The sequence below is a fragment of the Pseudomonas sp. WS 5021 genome, from assembly GCF_012985535.1.
GTDB lineage: Bacteria > Pseudomonadota > Gammaproteobacteria > Pseudomonadales > Pseudomonadaceae > Aquipseudomonas.
Window position 1 is genome coordinate 49,822 of sequence record NZ_JAAQWP010000004.1, and the last position, 19,600, is coordinate 69,421.

A 19,600-nucleotide genomic window follows, 5' to 3' on the forward strand; every position below is an offset into this window, starting at 1 on the left:
GCCGTGCCAGCCCCTACAGGTGATTTACGCGGCCTTTAACGTTGTGTGCGCTTTTCTGCCACAATTGCCGGCCGTGCATAAATAGACGACCTTCAAAGTACCTGATGACTGACCAAGCGCCCGCTATCGACCAACTCCTGAAAAACCTCGATCACGCCATGCTCGCCGACCGCCACCGCTTGCGTCGGCAGTTGCTTGAGCTGCGCAAGAAACCCGATGAGGAGAAGCTGGCGCAGTGGGTGGCGCGCATGCAGGCATCGTGTGCCCAGGTCACGGCGCGCGCGGCCAGCGTGCCGCAGGTTCGCTATGACGACAGCCTGCCCATCGCCGCCAAGCGCGACGAGATCAAGGCCGCGCTGCAAAAGCACCAGGTGCTGATCATCGCGGGCGAGACCGGCTCGGGTAAAACCACGCAGTTGCCGAAGATCTGCCTGGAAATCGGTCGCGGCCAGTACGGCTTGATCGGTCATACCCAGCCCCGGCGTATTGCCGCGCGCAGTGTGGCGAGCCGGGTCGCGGACGAGTTGGCCACGCCGCTGGGGGCGCTGGTGGGTTATCAGGTGCGGTTCGAGGACCAGAGCGATTCCAACACCCTGATCAAGTTGATGACCGACGGCATCCTGCTCGCCGAGACCCAGAACGATCGCTACCTCGAACGCTACGACACGATCATCGTCGACGAAGCCCACGAGCGCAGCCTGAACATCGATTTCCTGCTCGGCTACCTGAAGACCCTGCTGCCGCGCCGTCCCGACCTCAAAGTCATCATCACCTCGGCCACCATCGACCTGGAGCGCTTTTCCAAGCACTTCGACGATGCGCCGATTGTCGAGGTCTCGGGGCGTACGTTCCCGGTGGAAACCTGGTACCGCCCGCTGACCCTGGAACAGGACGAAGAGGGCAACCGCGTCGAAGACGACTTGACCGTGGACCAGGCGATCCTCGCCACCCTCGATGAAATCGCCGCCTTTGAGCGCAGCGAGCGCAAGAGCCCTGGTGATGTGCTGGTGTTCCTGCCCGGTGAGCGCGAGATCCGCGATGCCGCCGATATGCTGCGCAAGGCCCAGCTCAAGCACACCGAAATCCTGCCGTTGTACGCGCGCCTGTCACCGGCCGAACAGCAGCGCATTTTCCAGTCCCATCCGGGGCGGCGCGTGGTGCTGGCGACCAACGTTGCGGAAACCTCGCTGACCGTGCCGGGCATCCGCTACGTGATCGACAGCGGCACCGCTCGCATCAGCCGCTACAGCTACCGCGCCAAGGTCCAGCGCCTGCCGATCGAGGCGATTTCCCAGGCCAGCGCCAACCAGCGTAAAGGCCGTTGCGGCCGGGTCGAGCCGGGCATTTGCGTGCGCCTGTACAGCGAAGAAGATTTTATCGGGCGCCCGGAATTTACCGACCCGGAGATCTTGCGTACCAACCTTGCGGCCGTGATCCTGCAGATGCTGCACCTGCGCCTGGGCGAAATCACCGACTTCCCGTTTATAGAGCCCCCGGATGGCAAGGCCATCAGCGATGGTTTCAACCTGCTGCAGGAACTCTCGGCAGTAGACCGCAATAGCCAACTGACACCCCTGGGCCGGCAACTGGCGCGCCTGCCGGTGGACCCGCGCATGGGTCGCATGTTGCTGGAAGCGGCCAAGCTTGGCAGTTTGCAGGAAGTGCTGATCGTCGCCAGCGCCATGTCGATCCAGGACCCGCGCGAGCGCCCGCCGGAGCGCCAGCAAGCGGCCGACCAGGCCCACGCGCAATGGAAGGATCCCGATTCGGACTTCGCCGGGCTGGTCAATTTGTGGCGCGGCTTTGAAGAGCAGCGCCAGGAACTGACCGCCAGCCCGCTGCGCAACTGGTGTCGCAAGAACTTCCTCAACTACCTGCGCCTGCGCGAGTGGCGCGATTCCCATCGCCAGTTGAGCCTGATCTGCCGCGATATGCAGTTGACGGTCAACAAGGAACCGGCGGACTTCCCGAAACTGCACAAGGCGGTGCTGTCCGGCCTGTTGAGCCAGATCGGCCAGAAAACCGAAGACGGCGATTACCTGGGGGCCCGTCAGCGGCGCTTCTGGATTCATCCCTCCTCGGGGATCGGCAAGAAGCGTCCGCAATGGTTGATGACCGCCGAACTGGTGGAAACCACCAAGCTGTATGCGCGCATGGTGGCCAAGATCGATGCCGATTGGATCGAACCGTTGGCCGGGCACCTGATCAAGAAAAACCACTTCGAACCCCATTGGGAGAAGAAGCGCGGCCAGGTCGTGGCCTTTGAGCAGATCACGTTGTTCGGTTTGATTGTGGTGGGGCGTAGGCCCGTGCACTACGGGCCGGTGGACCCGGTGGTGTCCCGCGAGCTGTTTATCCGCGAAGGCCTGGTGCGTGGCGAGATCCAATCCCGGGCCAAGTGCCTGGCCGCAAACCAGCAGTTGCTGGAGCAATTGGACGAGCTGGAAGCCAAGGCCCGGCGCCGCGATATCCTGGCCGACGAGGAAACCCTGTACGCCTTCTACGACGCGCGCCTGCCGGCGGAGATTCATCAGACGGCGACCTTCGACAGTTGGTACAAGATCACCAGCCAGAAAGACCCGCAACTGCTGATCATGCGCGAAGAAGACGTGCTGGCCCGCGAGGCCAGCGAGGTCACCGCCGCCCATTACCCCGACACCTTGCACCTGGGCGACCTGGCCCTGGCCTTGAGTTACCACTTTGAACCCAACCACCCGCGCGACGGCGTGACCTTGCGCGTGCCGGCGCCGCTGTTGCCGGCCTTGCCCGCCGAGCGTCTGGAATGGCTGGTGCCCGGGCTGATCGAAGCCAAGTGCATTGCCCTGGTGCGCAACCTGCCCAAGGCCCTGCGCAAGAACTTCGTGCCGGTGCCGGACTTCGTCAAGGCCGCGCTGCAACGTATCGAATTTGCCCAGGGCTCGCTGCCCCAGGCGCTGGGGCGCGAACTGTTGCGCATGACCGGTGTACGGGTCAGCGATGAAGCCTGGAGCGAAGCGGCGCAGCAGGTGGAAAACCACCTGAAGATGAACCTGGAAGTGGTCGACGCCCAGGGGAAGTTCCTCGGCGAAGGCCGCGACCTGGCAGCGTTGACTGCGCGGTTTGTCGAAGCCAGCCAGGCTGCCCTGGCAGTGCCGCAGACTGCCAAAAGCCAGCAGCCGGTGGAGGCCAAGGTCTTCGCTGCGGTTGCCGAGACTACCCAGCAGAAGATTGCTGGCCTGTCGATGACGGTGTATCCGGCGCTGGTAGAAGAAAACGGCACGGTCAAGGAAGGACGTTTCTCTACGGCTGCCGAAGCCGAGTTCCAGCATCGCCGCGCCTTGCAGCGCCTGTTGATGCAGCAATTGGCCGAACCGGCAAAATTCCTGCGCGGCAAATTGCCGGGCCTGACAGAGCTGGGGCTGATGTACCGCGAGTTGGGACGTATCGAGGCCCTGGTGGAGGACATTCTGCTGGCCAGCCTCGACAGCTGCGTGCTGGAAGGCGAGGCCAGCCTGCCCAGGGATGGCGCGGGCCTGGCCGCCCTGGCCGAGCGCAAGCGCGGCAGTTGGACCGAACATGCCGAACGCCTGGCGCGCCTGACCCTGGAAGTGCTGAAACTGTGGCATGGCCTGCAAAAGCGCTTCAAAGGCAAGATCGACCTGGCCCAGGTCGTGGCACTCAACGATATCAAGCAGCAACTGAGCAACCTGGTGTATCCAGGGTTTGTGCGCGAAACCCCGGCGCAGTGGTTCAAGGAACTGCCGCGCTATCTCAAGGCCATCGAGCTACGCCTGGAAAAACTGCCCAGCCAGGTGCAGAAGGACCGGGTCTGGAGCGGTGAGTTGAGCGGCCTGTGGAGCCAGTACCAGACGCGCCTGAACAAGCACACCCAGGAAGGCAAGCGCGACCCGCAACTGGAGCTTTACCGCTGGTGGCTGGAGGAATACCGGGTGTCGTTGTTTGCCCAGCAGTTGGGCACCAAGGCGCCGATTTCCGACAAGCGCTTGAGCAAACAGTGGAGCCAGGTCGAGCCTTGACCTGGCGTACCGGGGGCGGGTGCGCGCGCGACAGGCGCCAAACCCCCCGGTTTATGGCAAACTTCGCCGCTATAAATGCCAGGATCGTCTAGATTGGCTGTATCAGCCTCGACGCGCCGGGACAAAGCGTTTCCCCGTTTGATGTCCGCGCGGCGGACTAGAGCGATTTACGGTTTGGTACGAAGGTACCAATCCCTTCTGCCTGAACAGATTTAGAGGAACGACCGTGCATAACGTCGTCATCAGCGGCACAGGCCTGTACACCCCGGCCAACAGCATCTCCAACGAAGAGCTGGTGCAGTCTTTCAATGCTTACGTTCAACAGTTCAATGCCGACAACGCCGTGGCCATCGAGCAGGGCGACGTTCAGGCGTTGACCGAATCCAGCGCCGCCTTTATCGAAAAGGCCTCAGGTATCAAGAGCCGCTTTGTCATGGACAAGGAAGGCATTCTTGACCCCCAGCGCATGACCCCGCGTTTGCCCGAGCGCTCCAACGACGAGTGGTCGATTCTCTGTCAGATGGCCGTGGGCGCCGCCGAGCAAGCCCTGCAGCGCGCTGGCAAGACTGCCGCCGATATCGATGGGGTGATCGTCGCCTGCTCCAACCTGCAACGCGCCTATCCGGCCATTGCCATCGAAGTCCAGGAAGCCCTGGGCATCCAGGGTTTTGGTTTTGACATGAACGTGGCGTGTTCTTCGGCGACTTTCGGTATCCAGAACGCTTGCAACAGCATTCAGTTGGGCCAGGCCCGGGCGATCCTGATGGTCAACCCGGAGATCTGCACCGGCCACCTGAACTTCCGCGACCGTGACAGCCACTTCATCTTCGGCGATGCGGCGACCGCGGTGATTCTGGAGCGTGCCGACCTGGCCACTTCCGAACACCAGTTCGACGTTGTCAGCACCAAGTTGCTGACCAAGTTCTCCAATAACATCCGCAACAACTTTGGCTTTCTCAACCGCGCGGCGGAAGAGGGCGTTGGTGCGCCAGATAAACTTTTCGTGCAGGAAGGCCGCAAAGTCTTCCGTGATGTCTGCCCGATGGTTGCCGAGTTGATCGGCCAGCACCTTTCGGAAAATCAGTTGAGCGTCACCGATGTGAAGCGTTTCTGGTTGCACCAGGCCAACCTGAGCATGAACCACCTGATCGTCAAGAAGCTGCTGGGCCGTGAAGCCGAGATCGAAGAAGCACCGGTGATCCTCGATACCTACGCCAACACCAGTTCGGCGGGCTCGGTGATCGCGTTCCACACCTATCAGGACGACTTGCCCAAGGGCGCGCTGGCGGTACTCAGCTCGTTTGGCGCCGGGTATTCGATTGGCAGCGTGATCCTGCGCAAGCGCTAGGAACCAGGCGATTGCGGCCACGTCTTGCACAATGAGGTTTTGAATGGCAGCAGCCGACGACGCGCACCTGCTTGAACGCCTGCTCAAGGGCGAGCAGCGGGCCTACAAGGAATTGGTCACCACCTACCAGAGCGCGATGCGTGCGGTGGCCTACGCCATCGTAGGCCAGCGCCATGCCGACGAAGTGGTCCAGGACGCATGGCTTTCGGTGGTGCGCAGCCTCGCCCGGTTTGAAGGGCGTTCCAGCCTCAAGACCTGGCTGCTGACCATCACCGCCAACTCGGCCAAGGGGCGCTACAAGCAGAATCGACGGGAAGTGCTGCTGGACGACCTGCCGTCGCCCCACGGCACCATCGGCGATGAGCGTTTTGCCGCCGGCGATGAGCATTGGCTGGTCGCGCCATTTGCCTGGCACCAGGACACCCCTGAGGCGCTGCTCACCGAAAACGAGCTGCGTGAATGTCTGGAGCACACGTTGCTAAGTCTGTCCGAGCTGCAAAGCAGTGTGCTGCTGCTGCGCGAGCGCCAGGGGCTGGAACTGGAAGAGATTTGTAATCTTCTGGAGATCTCGCTCTCCAATGTGCGAGTGCTGCTGCACCGGGCGCGGCTTAAAGTCTTCGCTACGGTGGAGCATTTCGAGGAGACTGGCGAATGTTGACCTGCAAAGAACAAGTGGCGCGTTCCAGCGATTTTCTCGATGGGCAACTGAGCTTTGGTGATCGCCTGCGTATGCGCCATCACCTGATGTTCTGCGCCAATTGCCGGCGCTTCATTCGCCAGATGCGCCTGATGCAAGCCACGTTGCGCATCCTGCCCGAACCCGAAGTGGCCGATGCGCAAGGGTTGGCCGAGCGCCTGGCCTCGGAGCTCAAGCGCAACTCCTGACCCAACGCTGTCTGCGGTTGCCAAGGCCTGCGACGTCCCCGTCGCGGGCTTTTTTGTGTCGGCGAAAAGCTATGCGCTGAAAAACCTTGCAGGTTTGTCATTTTTTTTCACCTTTTTTTCACTTGGCATTTCTCGTACTTTTTTCGCTCAAGCCCACGCCGGCCGTAGCGTTGCGCTTATTCCAAGTGGTTGTAAGAAAGTTCCCCTGTAATAAAATATTTATCTTGCAGCAACTTGGCTGAAATATCCCCTCGCCAAGATCCCCTCCCAACACCAGCGGGGCAGAACCCGTGTGTTTTCCAACGCAAAAGACCACCAATTAGGGGAATTCTTCGATGATCCGTAAGCACTTCGCCGGTTTCGCGGCCAGCGCCCTGGCCCTGGCCGTTACCGCCCAGGCTTTCGCTGGTACTGTCACTACTGACGGCGCCGATATCGTTGTCAAAACCAAGGGCGGCCTTGAGGTTGCTACTACCGACCAGAACTTCAGCTTCAAGCTGGGTGGTCGCTTGCAAGCCGATTACGGCACATTTGACGGCTTCTACACCAAGAACGGTGATTCGGGCGACGCCGCTTACTTCCGTCGCGCCTTCCTGGAGCTGGGTGGCACCGTCTACAAGGATTTCAAATACCAGCTCAACTACGACTTCTCCCACAACTCGGGTAACTCCGACGACGGTTACTTCGACGAAGCGTCCATGTCCTATGTGGGCTTCAAGCCGGTGACTATCCGCGTTGGTCGTTTTGACCCGGATTTCGGCCTGGAAAAAGCTACCAGCTCCAAGTGGATCACCGCCATGGAGCGTAACTCGGCCTACGAGGTTGCAGACTGGGTCAACACCCACGAAAACGGCATGGGCATCCAGGTCAGCGGCACTGCGGCTGAGATGTTCTACGGCTCCGCCAGCCTGGCTTCCAAAGACATCAACGACGAAGACGGTAAGGGCGTGAAGCAATTCAACGGCCGTATCGTGTTGGCGCCGATGAACAAAGGCGGCGACGTCCTGCACTTCGGCTTGAACGTGGCGGCACGTGACCTCAACGACGCGGCCTTCGACTCGCGGATCCGTCCGCGTCTTGGCGCCCGTGGCGTGGCGACGACCGGTGGCAACGATGCTGGCTCCAACGGCAACCGCGCTACCTTCGGCGGCGGTGTGGGCCTGAACGCCAGCAACCTGACCGCAGTCGGCGCCTATGACACCGACACCGTGTTTGGTGGTGAGTTTGCCTTCGCCACTGGCCCATTCTCGGTACAGGCTGAAGCCCTGAGCCGCAAGATGAAGGCTGACAGCAATGCCTACCAGGACGTGAAAACCAGCGGTTTCTACGGCCAACTGGCCTACACCCTGACCGGCGAATCCCGTGCCTACAAGCTCGACGGCGGCAAGTTCGACGCCATCAAGCCTGAGAACAAGCAGTACGGCGCCTGGGAAGTGTTCTACCGCTACGACAGCATCAAGGTTGACGACAAGAACATCGTCGTCAGCAGCGCTACCCGCGAAACCGGCGACGCCAAGGCCAACGTGAACACCCTGGGTGTGAACTGGTACGCCAACGAAGCGGTCAAGCTGTCCGTGAACTACAGCAAGGTCAGCACCGACAAAATCACCAACGCCAATGGCGATGACAGCGGTGACTCCATCGTCGGTCGTGTGCAGTACGTGTTCTAAGCAACTGTAATACCGCTCCAACGCGCTCTTTCTTCATCCGTTAAAGCGCGATCCTCTTTTTCACCCCGCCAACTGGCGGGGTTTTTTTTTGCTGACCGCGCGGGTGGCAGGTTCTGTCAGAATGGCCTGAATATTGTGAGCGAGCGTTTACCGTCGGGGAATGGCATGCCGTTGAAACGTTTGAATAGCCTGTCCGAAGTGTCGCCTGATGAATGGAACGCATTGGTTCCCGAGGATCAGCCGTTTCTGCGCCATGCTTTCCTCAGTGCGCTGGAAGACAGTGCCAGCCTTGGCCGGCATTCTGGCTGGCAGCCGGAGCACTTGCTGCATTACGAGGGCGAGCGGCTGGCGGCGGCGCTGCCCAGCTATCGCAAATGGCACTCCTATGGCGAATACGTATTCGACCATGGCTGGGCTGACGCCTGCGCGCGCGCGGGTATCGACTATTACCCTAAGCTGCTGACAGCGGTGCCTTTCAGCCCGGTCAGCGGGCCGCGCCTGTTGACGGCCAGTGGCGCGGATGGCCTGGAGCTGCTCCAGAGCCTGCCTGGCTACCTGGAGATCGAAGGGCTTTCCAGTGCCCACATCAACTTCACCGATGCCATGGCCGATGCCGCGCTGGGCCAGCAACCCGGTTGGCTTGCGCGCCTGGGTTGCCAGTTCCACTGGCAGAACCGTGGTTATCGCGACTTCCAGGACTTCCTCGACGCCTTGAGCTCGCGCAAGCGCAAGCAGATGCGCAAGGAGCGCGAACAAGTGGCGGGGCAGGGCATCGAGTTCGAGTGGCTGCACGGCCATGAGCTGAGCGAGGCCCAGTGGGATTTTGTCTACGCCTGCTACGCCAACACCTATGCGGTGCGCCGGCAGTCACCGTACCTGACGCGAGCGTTTTTCAGCCTGCTGGCCGAACGCATGCCGCAGGCAATACGGGTGGTGCTGGCCAAGCAAGGGCCGCGCCCGGTAGCCATGGCGTTCAGCCTGGTCGGCGGCGACAGCCTATATGGCCGCTATTGGGGCTGCCTGGGCGAATTCGACCGGCTGCATTTCGAGACCTGCTTCTATCAAGGCATGGACCACGCGATTGCCAATGGCCTGCAACGTTTCGACGCCGGGGCCCAGGGCGAGCACAAGTTGATCCGTGGATTTGAGCCGGTGATTACCCACTCCTGGCACTACTTGCGCCATCCAGGCTTGAAAAGCGCCGTGGCGGATTTCCTGGAGCGCGAGCGGGTGGGGATTCTGGCGTATGCCGAGGAGGCGCGGTCGGCGTTGCCGTATCGACAGGAATAACGCTCAGGGAACTCAACCTGTTCCCCTGTAGGAGCGAGCTTGCTCGCGAAGAACTCAAGTACACCGCGTTCATTCTGGATAAACGCGGCGCCCTCAGTTTTTCGCGAGCAAGCTCGCTCCCACAGGGTGGGTCAATACTGTTGGATCAGGCGGTTTCTTCTTTGCCCAACCAACGGTAGGTGATGCCACCGATCACTGCGCCAAGGATCGGCGCCAGCCAGAACAGCCACAGTTGCTGGATCGCCCAACCGCCGACAATCAGCGCAGGGCCGGTGCTGCGGGCCGGGTTGACCGAGGTGTTGGTGACCGGGATGGAGATCAGGTGGATCAGTGTCAGCCCCAGGCCAATGGCGATGGGTGCCAGGCCAGCCGGTGCGCGACGGTCAGTGGCGCCGAGGATGATCAGCACGAACATCGCGGTCATCACCAGTTCGGTGACAAACCCAGCCGCCATCGAATACCCGCCCGGCGAGTGTTCACCGTAGCCATTGGATGCCAGGCCCGAAGCCAGTTCAAAACCCGGCTTGCCGCTGGCAATGAAGTACAGCAGGGCCGCTGCCACTACGCCGCCAATGACTTGCGCGACGATATACGCTGGCATTTCCCTGGCCGAAAACCTGCCGCCGACCACCAGGCCCACGGTGACTGCCGGGTTGAGGTGGCAGCCGCTGATATGGCCAATGGCAAATGCCATGGTCAGTACGGTAAGCCCGAATGCCAGCGAGACACCCAGCAGGCCGATTCCGACATCGGGGAACGCTGCGGCCAGAACCGCACTCCCGCAACCACCCAACACCAGCCAAAACGTACCTAACCCTTCTGTAACGGAACGTTTGAACAGAGACATGAACGCGTCCTTCTAAATCAACTGGTCGGTGAGGCTTCCCTGCAGTCTGATGTCAGGGCCCTCCCTGGGCCCTGATTGCAGTACAGCAGGATTGTGATACACGGCCAGCGAGTTAGAAAAAACTGTCAGAATTGTTCGGAATTGATCGCGCGGTTAGTAGTCCAGAATCAGTCGATACCCACGAATCCTCCAGTCTGGTGCTGCCACAATCGCGAGTACAGGCCGCCATGTGCCAGCAATTGCGCATGGCTGCCACTTTCGGCGATCTGGCCTTTTTCCAGGACCACCAACCTGTCCATTCGAGCAATCGTGGACAGGCGGTGAGCGATGGCGATTACCGTCTTGCCCTGCATCAGGGTTTCCAGGCTTTCCTGTATGGCCGCTTCCACTTCCGAGTCCAGGGCCGAAGTGGCTTCGTCCATGATCAGGATCGGTGCGTCCTTGAGCAGGACCCGGGCGATTGCGATGCGCTGGCGTTGCCCGCCGGAGAGTTTCACCCCGCGCTCACCCACATGGGCATCCAGGCCAATGCGGCCCTCGGCGTCCGACAGCAGCGGGATAAATTCATCGGCACGCGCCTTGCGGATCGCTTCCCAGAGCTCTTGGTCAGTGGCATCGGGTTTGCCGTACAGCAAGTTGTCGCGGATCGAGCGGTGCAGCAGCGAGGTGTCCTGGGTGATCATGCCGATGCGTTCGCGCAGGCTTTCCTGGGCCACTTCGGCGATGTCCTGGCCGTCGATCAGGATGCGTCCGCCTTGCAGGTCGTAGAGGCGCAGCAGCAGGTTGACCAGGGTCGACTTGCCGGCACCGGACGGGCCGATCAGGCCGATCTTTTCCCCTGGCTTGATCACCAGGTTCAGGCCACTGATGATGCCGCTGCTCTTGCCGTAGTGGAAATCCACCTGTTCGAAGCGCACTTCGCCGTGGGGCACGCGCAGGCGCGGGGCGTTCTCGCGGTCGATTACCGCCAGCGGCTGGGCGATGGTTTTCAGGCCGTCCTGGACCATGCCGATGTTCTCGAAAATGCCATTGACCACCCACATGATCCAGCCTGACATGTTGACGATGCGGATCACCAGGCCGGTCGCTAGGGCGATGGCGCCGACCGAGATCAGCGATTGCGTCCACAGCCACAGGGCCAGGCCGGTGGTAGTGACGATCAGCAGGCCGTTCATGGTCGTGATGACCACGTCCATGCTGGTGACCACGCGGCTGGCCAGCTGGGTTTTTTCGGTCTGCTCGATGATCGCTTCCTTGGCGTACTCCTGCTCGGACTGGGTGTGGGCGAACAGCTTCAAGGTGGTGATATTGGTGTAGCCATCGACGATGCGCCCCATCAATTTGGAGCGCGCCTCGGAGGAAATCACCGAGCGTTCCTTGACCCGTGGCACGAAGTAGCGCAGCGCCAGGCTGTAGGCAATGATCCAGGTGACCAGCGGGATCATCAGGCGCCAGTCGGCCTCGGCGAACAGCACCAGGGAACTGATGGCATAGATCGCCACGTGCCAGATGGCATCGACGGCAGCCACGGCCGAATCACGCAGCGAATTGCCGGTTTGCATGATGCGCTGGGCAATGCGCCCGGCAAAATCATTCTGGAAGAAGTTTAGGCTCTGCTTGAGCACATAGCTGTGGTTCTGCCAGCGGATCAGGCTGGTCATGCCGGGGCTGATGGTCTGGTGCACCAGCAGGTCGTGCAGGGCGCCGAAGATCGGGCGCAGCAGCAGGGCGACCACGGCCATCCAGATCAACTCGGTGGCGTGGATCTGGAAGAAATTGGCCGGCGGCGTGCCCTGGGCCAGGTCGATGATGCGGCTCAGGTAGCTGAACAGTGCCACCTCGATCAGCGCGCCGATCAGGCCCACCACCAGCAGCGCGGCAAAGCACGGCCAGACCTGGCGCAGGTAATAGAGGTAGAAGGGCAGGACTTTATCGGGAGGTGCCGCGCTGGGAGCGTCGCGGAAGATATCGATCAGTTGTTCAAAACGACGATAGAGCATTAGGTCTGACGCCCGCCGGGCGGGCTCTCCTTGTTGAATACGCGCGCGGCCTTGTGGGCGGCGCGCGGAACTCCCTGTGAACCTTAGTCGATGCGCTTGGCCGACTTGATCAGGACAGGGTCGATAGGCACGTTTTGCATGCCTTGTTTGGTAGTGGTTTGCGAGTTGACGATGATATCGACCACGTCCATGCCCTTGACCACTTTGGCGAACACCGCGTAGCCCGCATCGCGGCCTGGGTCGAGGAAGGCGTTGTCGGCCACGTTGATAAAGAACTGGCTGGTGGCCGAGTTCGGATTGCTGGTGCGGGCCATGGACAAGGTGCCGCGCACGTTATGCAAGCCGTTGCTGGCTTCGTTCTTGATCGGCGCTTCAGTAGGCTTTTGCGACATTTGCTGGGTGAACCCGCCACCTTGCACCATAAAACCCGGGATCACCCGATGAAAAATGGTGTTGGTGTAGAAGCCCTTGTCGACGTAGGACAGGAAGTTCTCGGTACTGATCGGCGCCTTGACCGGATCCAGTTCGATTTCGATGTCGCCATTGGTAGTGGAGATCAATACGTGTGGTGCCTTGGTCGGCGTGGCCGCCATCAGGTTGGCAGCAAACAGAACAGAACCGGCAAAAACGGCGATTTTTTTCAGCATGGGTCAGTGATCCTGGGAAGTGGTTTGGACGGTCTTGAGAAAATCGAGCAGGGTTGTATTGAAGGTCTCGGGTTGGTCCAGCGGTGTCGCGTGACGTGAGTCCGCAATCACCACCAACCGCGCATCAGGCAGCAGTTTTACATAGATTTGTTTTTGCGCCACCGGGGTGTAGTCGTGGTCGGCGCTGATGACCAGGGTTGGACAGGTAATCCGCGAAAGTCGTTCCTGCACCCCCCAGCCCACAATCGCATCGAAGCTGGCGAGGTAAGCACGTTTGTCGTTTTTTGCCCAGCGTTCGGTCATCTTGCGCCGCAGGTCGGCCTGTGAGGGCTTGGGGAACAACCGGTCGCCAAGCGCCTTGCCGATGGTATTCAAGCTCAGCACGCGCGCCAGGCTCCAGCGCTTGGCCCATTGCCAATAATCATCGGCGCTGCGCACCTTGACCTCGGGTGTGCTGTTGACGATGCACAGGCTTTTGAGCAACTGCGGTTGGTCGACCGCCAGTTGGAAGGCGATCATCCCGCCCATCGACAGGCCTACCACGTGGGCGGCGGGCAGTTGCAGGTGTTCGATCAGCGCCACCAGGTCGGCGGTAAAACCGGCGATGCTGTAGCGCTCCCGGGGCTTGTCGGAGCGCCCGTGACCGCGCACATCCAGCACCACCAGGCGGTAATGCCGGGACAATACCGGTATTTGCAGCTCCCAATCCTGGCAACTGGAGCCCAGGCCGTGGATCAGGATCAGTGGCTCGCCGTGGCCGTATTCCTCGTAATGCAGGGTGCAGCCTTCATGTTCGAAATAGGCCATCGGTGAACTCCGTGTCAGGCTTGCCGGGGAGCGGCAAAGGGTGCGTCCAGCGGTGCGGTGTCGAAGGTGCGCAGCAGTTCGACGAGAATCTGCGTGGCCGGGCCCAGGGGCTTGTCCTTGTTCGAGTACAGGTAGAATGTCGGGTGGCGGCTGGCGCCTTGCTCCAGGGGCAGTTGCTTGAGCACACCCTCCTTGAGTTCGCGCTCGATCATGTGCCGGGGCAGCCAGGCAAACCCCAGGCCGCTGCCGACGAAGGTGGCGGCGGTGGCCAGGCTGCCCACGGTCCAGCGCTGTTCGGCGCCGAGCCAGCCGACGTCCCGCGGTTGCTGGCGACCGGAGTCGCGGATCACCACTTGCATCTGGCTTTCCAGGTCCTGGAAGCTCAATTCCCGGTTGAGCCGGTGCAACGGATGTTCGGGGTGGGCCACGGCGACAAATTCCACGTCGCTCATTTCCGTGCCCAGGTAGCCGGGGATGCTGAAGCCGCTGATCGCCAGGTCGGCCACGCCTTCGATCAGCAGTTCCTCGACGCCCGACAGCACTTCTTCGCGCAGGCGCACACGGCAGCCCCGGCTTTGCGGCATAAAGGCGGTGAGGGCGCGTACCAGGCGGGCGTTGGGGTAGGCGGCATCGACTACCAGGCGTACTTCGGCTTCCCAGCCTTGTTCCATATGGTGGGCCAGGTCTTCCAGTTGGCTGGCGTTTTTCACCAGTTGCCGGGAGCGGCGCAACAGCACTTCGCCGGCGTCGGTGAGTACGGCCTTGCGCCCATCGATGCGCAACAGGGGCACGCCCAGTTGGTCTTGCATGCGGGCCACGGTGTAGCTCACCGAGGATTGCGAGCGGTGCAGCACTTCGGCCGCCTGGGCGAAGCCGCCATGGTCGACCACGGCTTGCAACGTGCGCCATTGATCAAGGGTCACGCGGGGCGCTTTCAAGATGAGCTCCTCTTGTCCTAAGCTGGCGGTCCTTATTGGAGACTGCCGAATGAGAAAATTCTGTTGTGTAGTGCTGGCATTGTTGCCGTTGAGCGCGTTTGCCTATCCGATCGACGTGTCAAAGTCGATCAAAGGGGTCAGCATCGATTACAACGCCTCCGATGTGGACGGCGATATCAGCTCCATCCAGCTCAGTAACTTCGGCAGCAATGACGCTGCGTGTACGGTCGCGTTTACCAATGGCCCGGAGCCAGCGCGGGTGCGCAAGGTCACGGTCCCCGCCGGCAAAAGCACCAACACCACGGTCAAGTTCAGCCGCGCGATTATCAAGATGCGGATCAAGCTGACCTGCGAACCCAAGTAAGGTGCTGCGGAGCACTGACGATGCTCCGCTTATAAACAACTTTATAGATGGGTTATAGCAGTTTTTTGCGCTTTTTTATCGAACGGGCTCTGTTTAACCTTCACTCCATCGACTTACAGCAATTACCGATGGAGCTTACAAAGCCATGTCCAACGTTCTGATCATCGAAAGCAGCGCTCGCCAGCAGGACTCTATCTCCCGCCAGTTGACCCAACAGTTCATCAGCCAATGGCAGGCGGCCCACCCGGCCGATCAGATCACCGTGCGCGACCTGGCTGTCAACCCGGTGCCGCACTTGGACGCAAACCTGCTGGGTGGCTGGATGAAGCCGGTCGAGCAGCGCAATAGCGACGAGCAGGCTTCCCTGGACCGTTCCAACCACCTGACCGACGAGTTGCTGGCCGCCGATGTGCTGGTGATGGCCGCGCCGATGTACAACTTCGCCATCCCCAGCACCCTCAAGGCCTGGCTTGACCATGTGCTGCGTGCCGGCGTGACCTTCAAGTACACCGCCACCGGCCCCCAGGGCCTGTTGACCGGCAAGCGCGCCTTTGTGCTGACCGCCCGTGGTGGCATCCACACCGGCGCGAGCAGCGATCACCAGGAACCGTATCTGCGCCAGGTCATGGGGTTTATCGGCATCCATGACGTGACCTTCATTCATGCCGAAGGGGTGAACCTGGGTGGCGATTTCCAGGAAAAGGGCGTGAACCATGCCAAGGCCCTGCTGGCACAAGTTGCCTGAAGCGTTAATCGCCAGATAATCGCGCGATGTTTTTATAGCTCCACGCAACCCTTCAAGTACGCGTATCGAACCTCCCTTTGCGCTCGTTGCTCCTGAGTGCTCCTGCCCGACTGGCGCTTTAGCGAGGTCGGGTTTTTTTTGCCCCGAGTTTCGCCCCGCCGTGAAAGACGCTAATGTCGCGCCCATTCAAATATGAGGCGCACATGGGCTACTTACTGATTGTCACCCTGATCCAGGCGTTTTCCTTCAGCTTGATCGGCGAATACCTGGCCGGTCATGTCGACAGCTACTTCGCCGTGCTGGTGCGTGTGCTGCTGGCTGGGTTGGTGTTTATCCCCCTGACCCGCTGGCGCTCGGTGGAGCCTGCGTTCATGCGCGGCATGCTGCTGATCGGCGCGTTGCAGTTCGGCGTGACCTACGTGTGCCTGTATTTGAGCTTTCGCGTGTTGACGGTGCCGGAGGTGCTGCTGTTCACCATCCTCACGCCGTTGCATGTGACCCTGATCGAAGACGCGCTGAACCGGCGCTTCAACCCCTGGGCGCTGATCGCCGCGCTGGTGGCGGTAGCGGGGGCGGCGGTGATCCGTTTTGACCAGATCAACCCGGACTTCTTCATGGGCTTTTTGCTGCTGCAACTGGCCAACTTCACCTACGCCGCTGGGCAAGTGCTGTATCGGCGCCTGGTGGCGCGGCACCCGAGCGACCTGCCGCACTACCGGCGCTTTGGCTACTTCTATTTGGGAGCGTTGGCGGTGGTATTGCCGGCGTTCCTGCTGTTCGGCAAGGCCAACTTCCTGCCCGAAGCGCCGTTGCAATGGGGGGTGCTGCTGTTTCTTGGCCTGGTCAGCACCGCCTTGGGTTTGTACTGGTGGAACAAGGGCGCGTGCCTGGTCAATGGCGGCACCCTGGCGGTGATGAACAACCTGCATGTGCCGGTGGGGTTGCTGCTGAATCTGCTGATCTGGAATCAGCATGAGCCGCTGGGGCGGTTGTTCCTGGGCGGGGCGGTGATTGTGGCGGCAGTGTGGATCAGCCGGTTGGGGATTCGCCCGGCGCCACTCTGCCGGCAATGATCGTTCCCAAAGGTGGGAGCGGGCTTGCCCGCGATAGCGGACGATCAGTAACAGCTGTGTTGACTGACACACCGCTATCGCGGGCAAGCCCGCTCCCACAGGGGGCAGCTTCGCGCCTGGTTAGAGCGTAGCCTTCTCCGGCGCCGGCAAATGGCTGGCACCCAACACCGCCGGCAGTACTCCGGCCCGCAGGTCATTACCACTTGGTTGCTGATACAAACTCAAGCCAAACTCCGGCAGCACCGCCAGCAGGTAGTCGAAAATATCTCCCTGGATCCGCTCGTAATCCGCCCACGCCGTGGTGCGGGTGAAGCAGTAGATTTCCAGCGGCACGCCCTGGGAGGTGGTCTGCATCTGGCGCACCATGCAGGTCATGTTCGGCTGGATATCCGGATGGCTCTTCAGATACGCCAGGGCATAGGCACGGAAGGTGCCCAGGTTGGTCATGCGCCGGCGGTTGGCCGACAGTTGCGCGCTGTGGCCCTGGGCTTCGTTCCAGGCTTTCAATTCTGCCTGTTTGCGGCTGATGTAGTCGGTCAGCAGGTGGACCTGGGTCATCCGCACTTCTTCATCGTCACGCAGGAAACGCACGCCGGCCGCGTCGATAAACAGGCTGCGCTTGATCCGCCGCCCGCCCGAGGCCTGCATGCCGCGCCAGTTCTTGAAAGACTCGGACATCAAGCGCCAGGTGGGGATCGAGACGATGGTCTTGTCGAAGTTCTGCACCTTGACCGTATGCAAGGTGATGTCCACCACGTCGCCATCGGCGCCGACCTGGGGCATTTCGATCCAGTCGCCGACTCGCAGCATGTCGTTGCTGGTCAATTGCACGCTGGCGACAAACGACAACAAGGTGTCCTTGTACACCAACAGGATCACCGCCGACATCGCACCCAACCCCGACAGCAGCAACAGCGGCGAGCGGTCGATCAAGGTTGCGACGATGATGATTGCGCCAAACACGAACAACACCATTTTCGCCAGTTGCACATAGCCCTTGATCGAGCGCGTGCGGGCATGTTCGGTGCGGGCGTAGATATCCAGCAGGGCGTTGAGCAGGGCGCTCATGGCCAATACCTGGAACAGGATGGTGAACGCCAGCGCCACGTTGCCGATGAACAGCGCGCTGGTCTTGCTCAATTCCGGCACCAGGTGCAGGCCGAACTGGATCACCAGCGACGGCGTCATCTGTGCCAGGCGGTGGAAGACTTTGTTGTGGCGCAGGTCATTGAGCCAATGCAGGGCAGGTTGGCGGCCGAGCAACTTGACGGCATGCAGGATCAGGTAGCGTGCCACCCGTCCGACCAGCAGGGCCACCACCAACAGCACCAGCAAAGCCAGGCTTGAATGCAGCAGCGGGTGTTGGTCCAAGGCACCCCAGAGGTCTTGGACGTTGAGCCAGAGCTGTTTGATATCCATGGTTTAACGCGATTCTTCTGTAAGACATGACGGGGCGATTAGAGCATTTAAGTCCTGCAAAGTTGTGCAGGCAGACAAATCACCTGACAAAAAACCACCTGATTGGCCCACTTCGCGTAAAGAAACTCGGCCTGAGCGCCCGAAACCGTTACCCTATGCAGCTGATTTTTTGTATTTCTTCGAGGTAGCACCCGTGTTTTCCCAATTCGCCCTGCACGAACGCCTGCTCAAAGCCGTGGCCGAGCTTAAATTTGTCGAGCCTACGCCTGTGCAAGCAGCGGCCATCCCGCTCGCGCTCCAAGGGCGTGACCTGCGGGTGACGGCTCAAACCGGGAGTGGCAAGACCGCCGCTTTCGTCCTGCCGATCCTCAATCGCCTGATCGGCCCGGCCAAGGTCCGCGTCAGCATCAAGACCCTGATCCTGCTGCCTACCCGCGAACTGGCCCAGCAGACCTTGAAGGAAGTGGAGCGCTTCTCGCAGTTCACTTTCATCAAGTCCGGCCTGATCACCGGTGGCGAAGACTTCAAGGTGCAGGCCGCCATGCTGCGCAAGGTCCCGGATATCCTGATCGGCACCCCAGGGCGGATGATCGAGCAATTGAACGCCGGCAACCTGGACCTCAAGGAAGTCGAAGTGCTGGTGCTCGACGAAGCCGACCGCATGCTCGACATGGGCTTTGCCGACGATGTTCAGCGCCTGGTCGAAGAATGCGTCAACCGCCAGCAGACCATGCTGTTCTCCGCCACCACCGGCGGTTCGACCCTGCGCGAGATGGTCGCCAAGGTCCTGAACAACCCCGAGCACCTGCAGGTCAATAACGTCAGCGACCTCAACTCGACTACCCGTCAGCAGATCATCACCGCTGACCACAATGTGCACAAAGAGCAGATCCTCAACTGGCTGCTGGCCAACGAGACCTATCAGAAGGCCATCGTGTTCACCAACACCCGGGCCATGGCTGACCGTATCTACGGGCGCCTGGTGGCTCAGGAGTACAAGGCGTTTGTGTTGCACGGTGAGAAGGACCAGAAGGACCGCAAGCTCGCCATCGACCGCCTCAAGCAGGGCGGCGTGAAGATCCTGGTGGCCACCGACGTCGCCGCGCGCGGCCTGGACGTCGAAGGCCTGGACATGGTGATCAACTTCGATATGCCACGCAGCGGCGACGAGTATGTGCACCGTATCGGCCGTACCGGGCGTGCCGGCAACGATGGCCTGGCCATCTCGCTGATCTGCCATGGCGACTGGAACCTGATGTCGAGCATCGAGCGCTACCTCAAGCAGTCGTTCGAGCGCCGCACCATCAAGGAAGTCAAAGGCACCTACACCGGGCCGAAGAAGGTCAAGGCTTCGGGCAAGGCCGTGGGCGTGAAGAAGAAAAAGGTCGACGCCAAGGGCGACAAGAAGAAAACCGGCGCCAAGTCGCCGACCAAGCGCAAGATCGCCAACCGGCCGAAGACCGACAACCTGTCGTTGGTCAGCAAGGACGGCATGGCGCCGCTCAAGCGCCGCAAGCCAGAAGCGCCGGCTGCCGAGTAATACGCCAGCGC

The 19,600-nt window shown here is 61.0% G+C and carries 16 protein-coding genes; 10 read left to right on the forward strand and 6 right to left on the reverse strand.

Annotated elements, in window-relative coordinates; genetic code table 11:
* Positions 1-104: 104 nt before the first annotated feature.
* From hrpA to HBO19_RS13835, 6 genes are all read left to right on the forward strand, one after another.
* Positions 105-4,016 (forward strand): ATP-dependent RNA helicase HrpA, encoded by a 3,912-nt coding sequence (hrpA, locus tag HBO19_RS13810; RefSeq protein ID WP_170057692.1) that lies wholly within the window; start codon positions 105-107, stop codon positions 4,014-4,016.
* Positions 4,017-4,242: 226 nt separating this feature from the next.
* Complete coding sequence (locus tag HBO19_RS13815; protein WP_170043262.1) at positions 4,243-5,364, forward strand: beta-ketoacyl-ACP synthase III; 1,122 nt, start codon at positions 4,243-4,245, stop codon at positions 5,362-5,364.
* Between the two features lie 43 nt (positions 5,365-5,407).
* The gene (locus HBO19_RS13820; RefSeq protein ID WP_170043263.1) at positions 5,408-6,022 is read left to right on the forward strand and encodes an RNA polymerase sigma factor; all 615 of its coding nucleotides are present in this window, start codon (positions 5,408-5,410) and stop codon (positions 6,020-6,022) included.
* Complete coding sequence (locus HBO19_RS13825) at positions 6,016-6,249, forward strand: zf-HC2 domain-containing protein (RefSeq protein ID WP_170057693.1); 234 nt, start codon at positions 6,016-6,018, stop codon at positions 6,247-6,249. Before HBO19_RS13820 ends, HBO19_RS13825 begins: the two co-directional genes overlap by 7 nt.
* Before the next feature lie 335 nt (positions 6,250-6,584).
* Complete coding sequence (locus tag HBO19_RS13830) at positions 6,585-7,919, forward strand: OprO/OprP family phosphate-selective porin (protein WP_169955595.1); 1,335 nt, start codon at positions 6,585-6,587, stop codon at positions 7,917-7,919.
* 165 nt (positions 7,920-8,084) lie between these two features.
* Positions 8,085-9,209 (forward strand): GNAT family N-acetyltransferase, encoded by a 1,125-nt coding sequence (locus HBO19_RS13835; protein ID WP_170057694.1) that lies wholly within the window; start codon positions 8,085-8,087, stop codon positions 9,207-9,209.
* 145 nt (positions 9,210-9,354) lie between these two features.
* On the opposite strand, the gene aqpZ is transcribed toward HBO19_RS13835, so the two are convergent.
* The 5 genes from aqpZ to HBO19_RS13860 all read right to left on the reverse strand — a co-directional run bounded on the left by aqpZ (position 9,355) and on the right by HBO19_RS13860 (position 14,448).
* The gene (gene aqpZ, locus HBO19_RS13840; protein ID WP_169955597.1) at positions 9,355-10,056 is read right to left on the reverse strand and encodes an aquaporin Z; all 702 of its coding nucleotides are present in this window, start codon (positions 10,054-10,056) and stop codon (positions 9,355-9,357) included.
* 167 nt (positions 10,057-10,223) lie between these two features.
* Positions 10,224-12,056 (reverse strand): ABC transporter ATP-binding protein, encoded by a 1,833-nt coding sequence (locus HBO19_RS13845; protein ID WP_169955598.1) that lies wholly within the window; start codon positions 12,054-12,056, stop codon positions 10,224-10,226.
* An 83-nt stretch (positions 12,057-12,139) separates the two neighbouring features.
* A complete protein-coding gene (locus tag HBO19_RS13850; RefSeq protein WP_170057695.1) occupies positions 12,140-12,703 on the reverse strand; it encodes a peptidylprolyl isomerase in 564 nt (187 codons plus the stop codon).
* Positions 12,704-12,706: 3 nt separating this feature from the next.
* Entirely contained in the window at positions 12,707-13,510 is an 804-nt protein-coding gene (locus tag HBO19_RS13855; RefSeq protein ID WP_170043269.1) for an alpha/beta hydrolase, read from the reverse strand.
* Positions 13,511-13,524: 14 nt separating this feature from the next.
* Positions 13,525-14,448: a LysR family transcriptional regulator gene (locus tag HBO19_RS13860; protein ID WP_169955601.1), complete on the reverse strand. Its 924-nt coding sequence runs from the start codon at positions 14,446-14,448 to the stop codon at positions 13,525-13,527.
* Between the two features lie 49 nt (positions 14,449-14,497).
* Here HBO19_RS13860 and HBO19_RS13865 point away from each other — a divergent pair, with 49 nt between their 5' ends.
* From HBO19_RS13865 to HBO19_RS13875, 3 genes are all read left to right on the forward strand, one after another.
* Positions 14,498-14,812 (forward strand): 3-phosphoglycerate kinase, encoded by a 315-nt coding sequence (locus tag HBO19_RS13865; protein ID WP_169955602.1) that lies wholly within the window; start codon positions 14,498-14,500, stop codon positions 14,810-14,812.
* Between the two features lie 145 nt (positions 14,813-14,957).
* Complete coding sequence (locus HBO19_RS13870) at positions 14,958-15,557, forward strand: FMN-dependent NADH-azoreductase (RefSeq protein ID WP_170057696.1); 600 nt, start codon at positions 14,958-14,960, stop codon at positions 15,555-15,557.
* 203 nt (positions 15,558-15,760) lie between these two features.
* On the forward strand, positions 15,761-16,630 hold the full coding sequence (locus HBO19_RS13875) for a carboxylate/amino acid/amine transporter (RefSeq protein WP_128593759.1): 870 nt from the start codon (positions 15,761-15,763) through the stop codon (positions 16,628-16,630).
* Positions 16,631-16,750: 120 nt separating this feature from the next.
* Here the strand turns inward: HBO19_RS13875 and HBO19_RS13880 are convergent, their stop codons facing one another.
* Positions 16,751-18,049: a mechanosensitive ion channel family protein gene (locus tag HBO19_RS13880; RefSeq protein WP_169955604.1), complete on the reverse strand. Its 1,299-nt coding sequence runs from the start codon at positions 18,047-18,049 to the stop codon at positions 16,751-16,753.
* A 193-nt stretch (positions 18,050-18,242) separates the two neighbouring features.
* Between HBO19_RS13880 and HBO19_RS13885 the strand changes: the two genes are divergently transcribed.
* Entirely contained in the window at positions 18,243-19,589 is a 1,347-nt protein-coding gene (locus HBO19_RS13885) for a DEAD/DEAH box helicase (RefSeq protein ID WP_169955605.1), read from the forward strand.
* Positions 19,590-19,600 lie beyond the last annotated feature (11 nt).

What these genes read in the sequence shown, in the direction of transcription:
- HBO19_RS13835 (WP_170057694.1), top strand. Translation starts at nt 8,085, where the DNA reads ATGCCGTTGAAACGTTTGAATAGCCTGTCCGAAGTGTCGCCTGATGAA.
- HBO19_RS13850 (WP_170057695.1), bottom strand. Translation starts at nt 12,703, where the DNA reads ATGCTGAAAAAAATCGCCGTTTTTGCCGGTTCTGTTCTGTTTGCTGCC.
- HBO19_RS13820 (WP_170043263.1), top strand. Translation starts at nt 5,408, where the DNA reads ATGGCAGCAGCCGACGACGCGCACCTGCTTGAACGCCTGCTCAAGGGC.
- HBO19_RS13865 (WP_169955602.1), top strand. Translation starts at nt 14,498, where the DNA reads ATGAGAAAATTCTGTTGTGTAGTGCTGGCATTGTTGCCGTTGAGCGCG.
- HBO19_RS13855 (WP_170043269.1), bottom strand. Translation starts at nt 13,510, where the DNA reads ATGGCCTATTTCGAACATGAAGGCTGCACCCTGCATTACGAGGAATAC.
- HBO19_RS13880 (WP_169955604.1), bottom strand. Translation starts at nt 18,049, where the DNA reads ATGGATATCAAACAGCTCTGGCTCAACGTCCAAGACCTCTGGGGTGCC.
- HBO19_RS13870 (WP_170057696.1), top strand. Translation starts at nt 14,958, where the DNA reads ATGTCCAACGTTCTGATCATCGAAAGCAGCGCTCGCCAGCAGGACTCT.
- HBO19_RS13830 (WP_169955595.1), top strand. Translation starts at nt 6,585, where the DNA reads ATGATCCGTAAGCACTTCGCCGGTTTCGCGGCCAGCGCCCTGGCCCTG.
- hrpA (WP_170057692.1), top strand. Translation starts at nt 105, where the DNA reads ATGACTGACCAAGCGCCCGCTATCGACCAACTCCTGAAAAACCTCGAT.
- HBO19_RS13875 (WP_128593759.1), top strand. Translation starts at nt 15,761, where the DNA reads ATGGGCTACTTACTGATTGTCACCCTGATCCAGGCGTTTTCCTTCAGC.
- HBO19_RS13825 (WP_170057693.1), top strand. Translation starts at nt 6,016, where the DNA reads ATGTTGACCTGCAAAGAACAAGTGGCGCGTTCCAGCGATTTTCTCGAT.
- aqpZ (WP_169955597.1), bottom strand. Translation starts at nt 10,056, where the DNA reads ATGTCTCTGTTCAAACGTTCCGTTACAGAAGGGTTAGGTACGTTTTGG.
- HBO19_RS13845 (WP_169955598.1), bottom strand. Translation starts at nt 12,056, where the DNA reads ATGCTCTATCGTCGTTTTGAACAACTGATCGATATCTTCCGCGACGCT.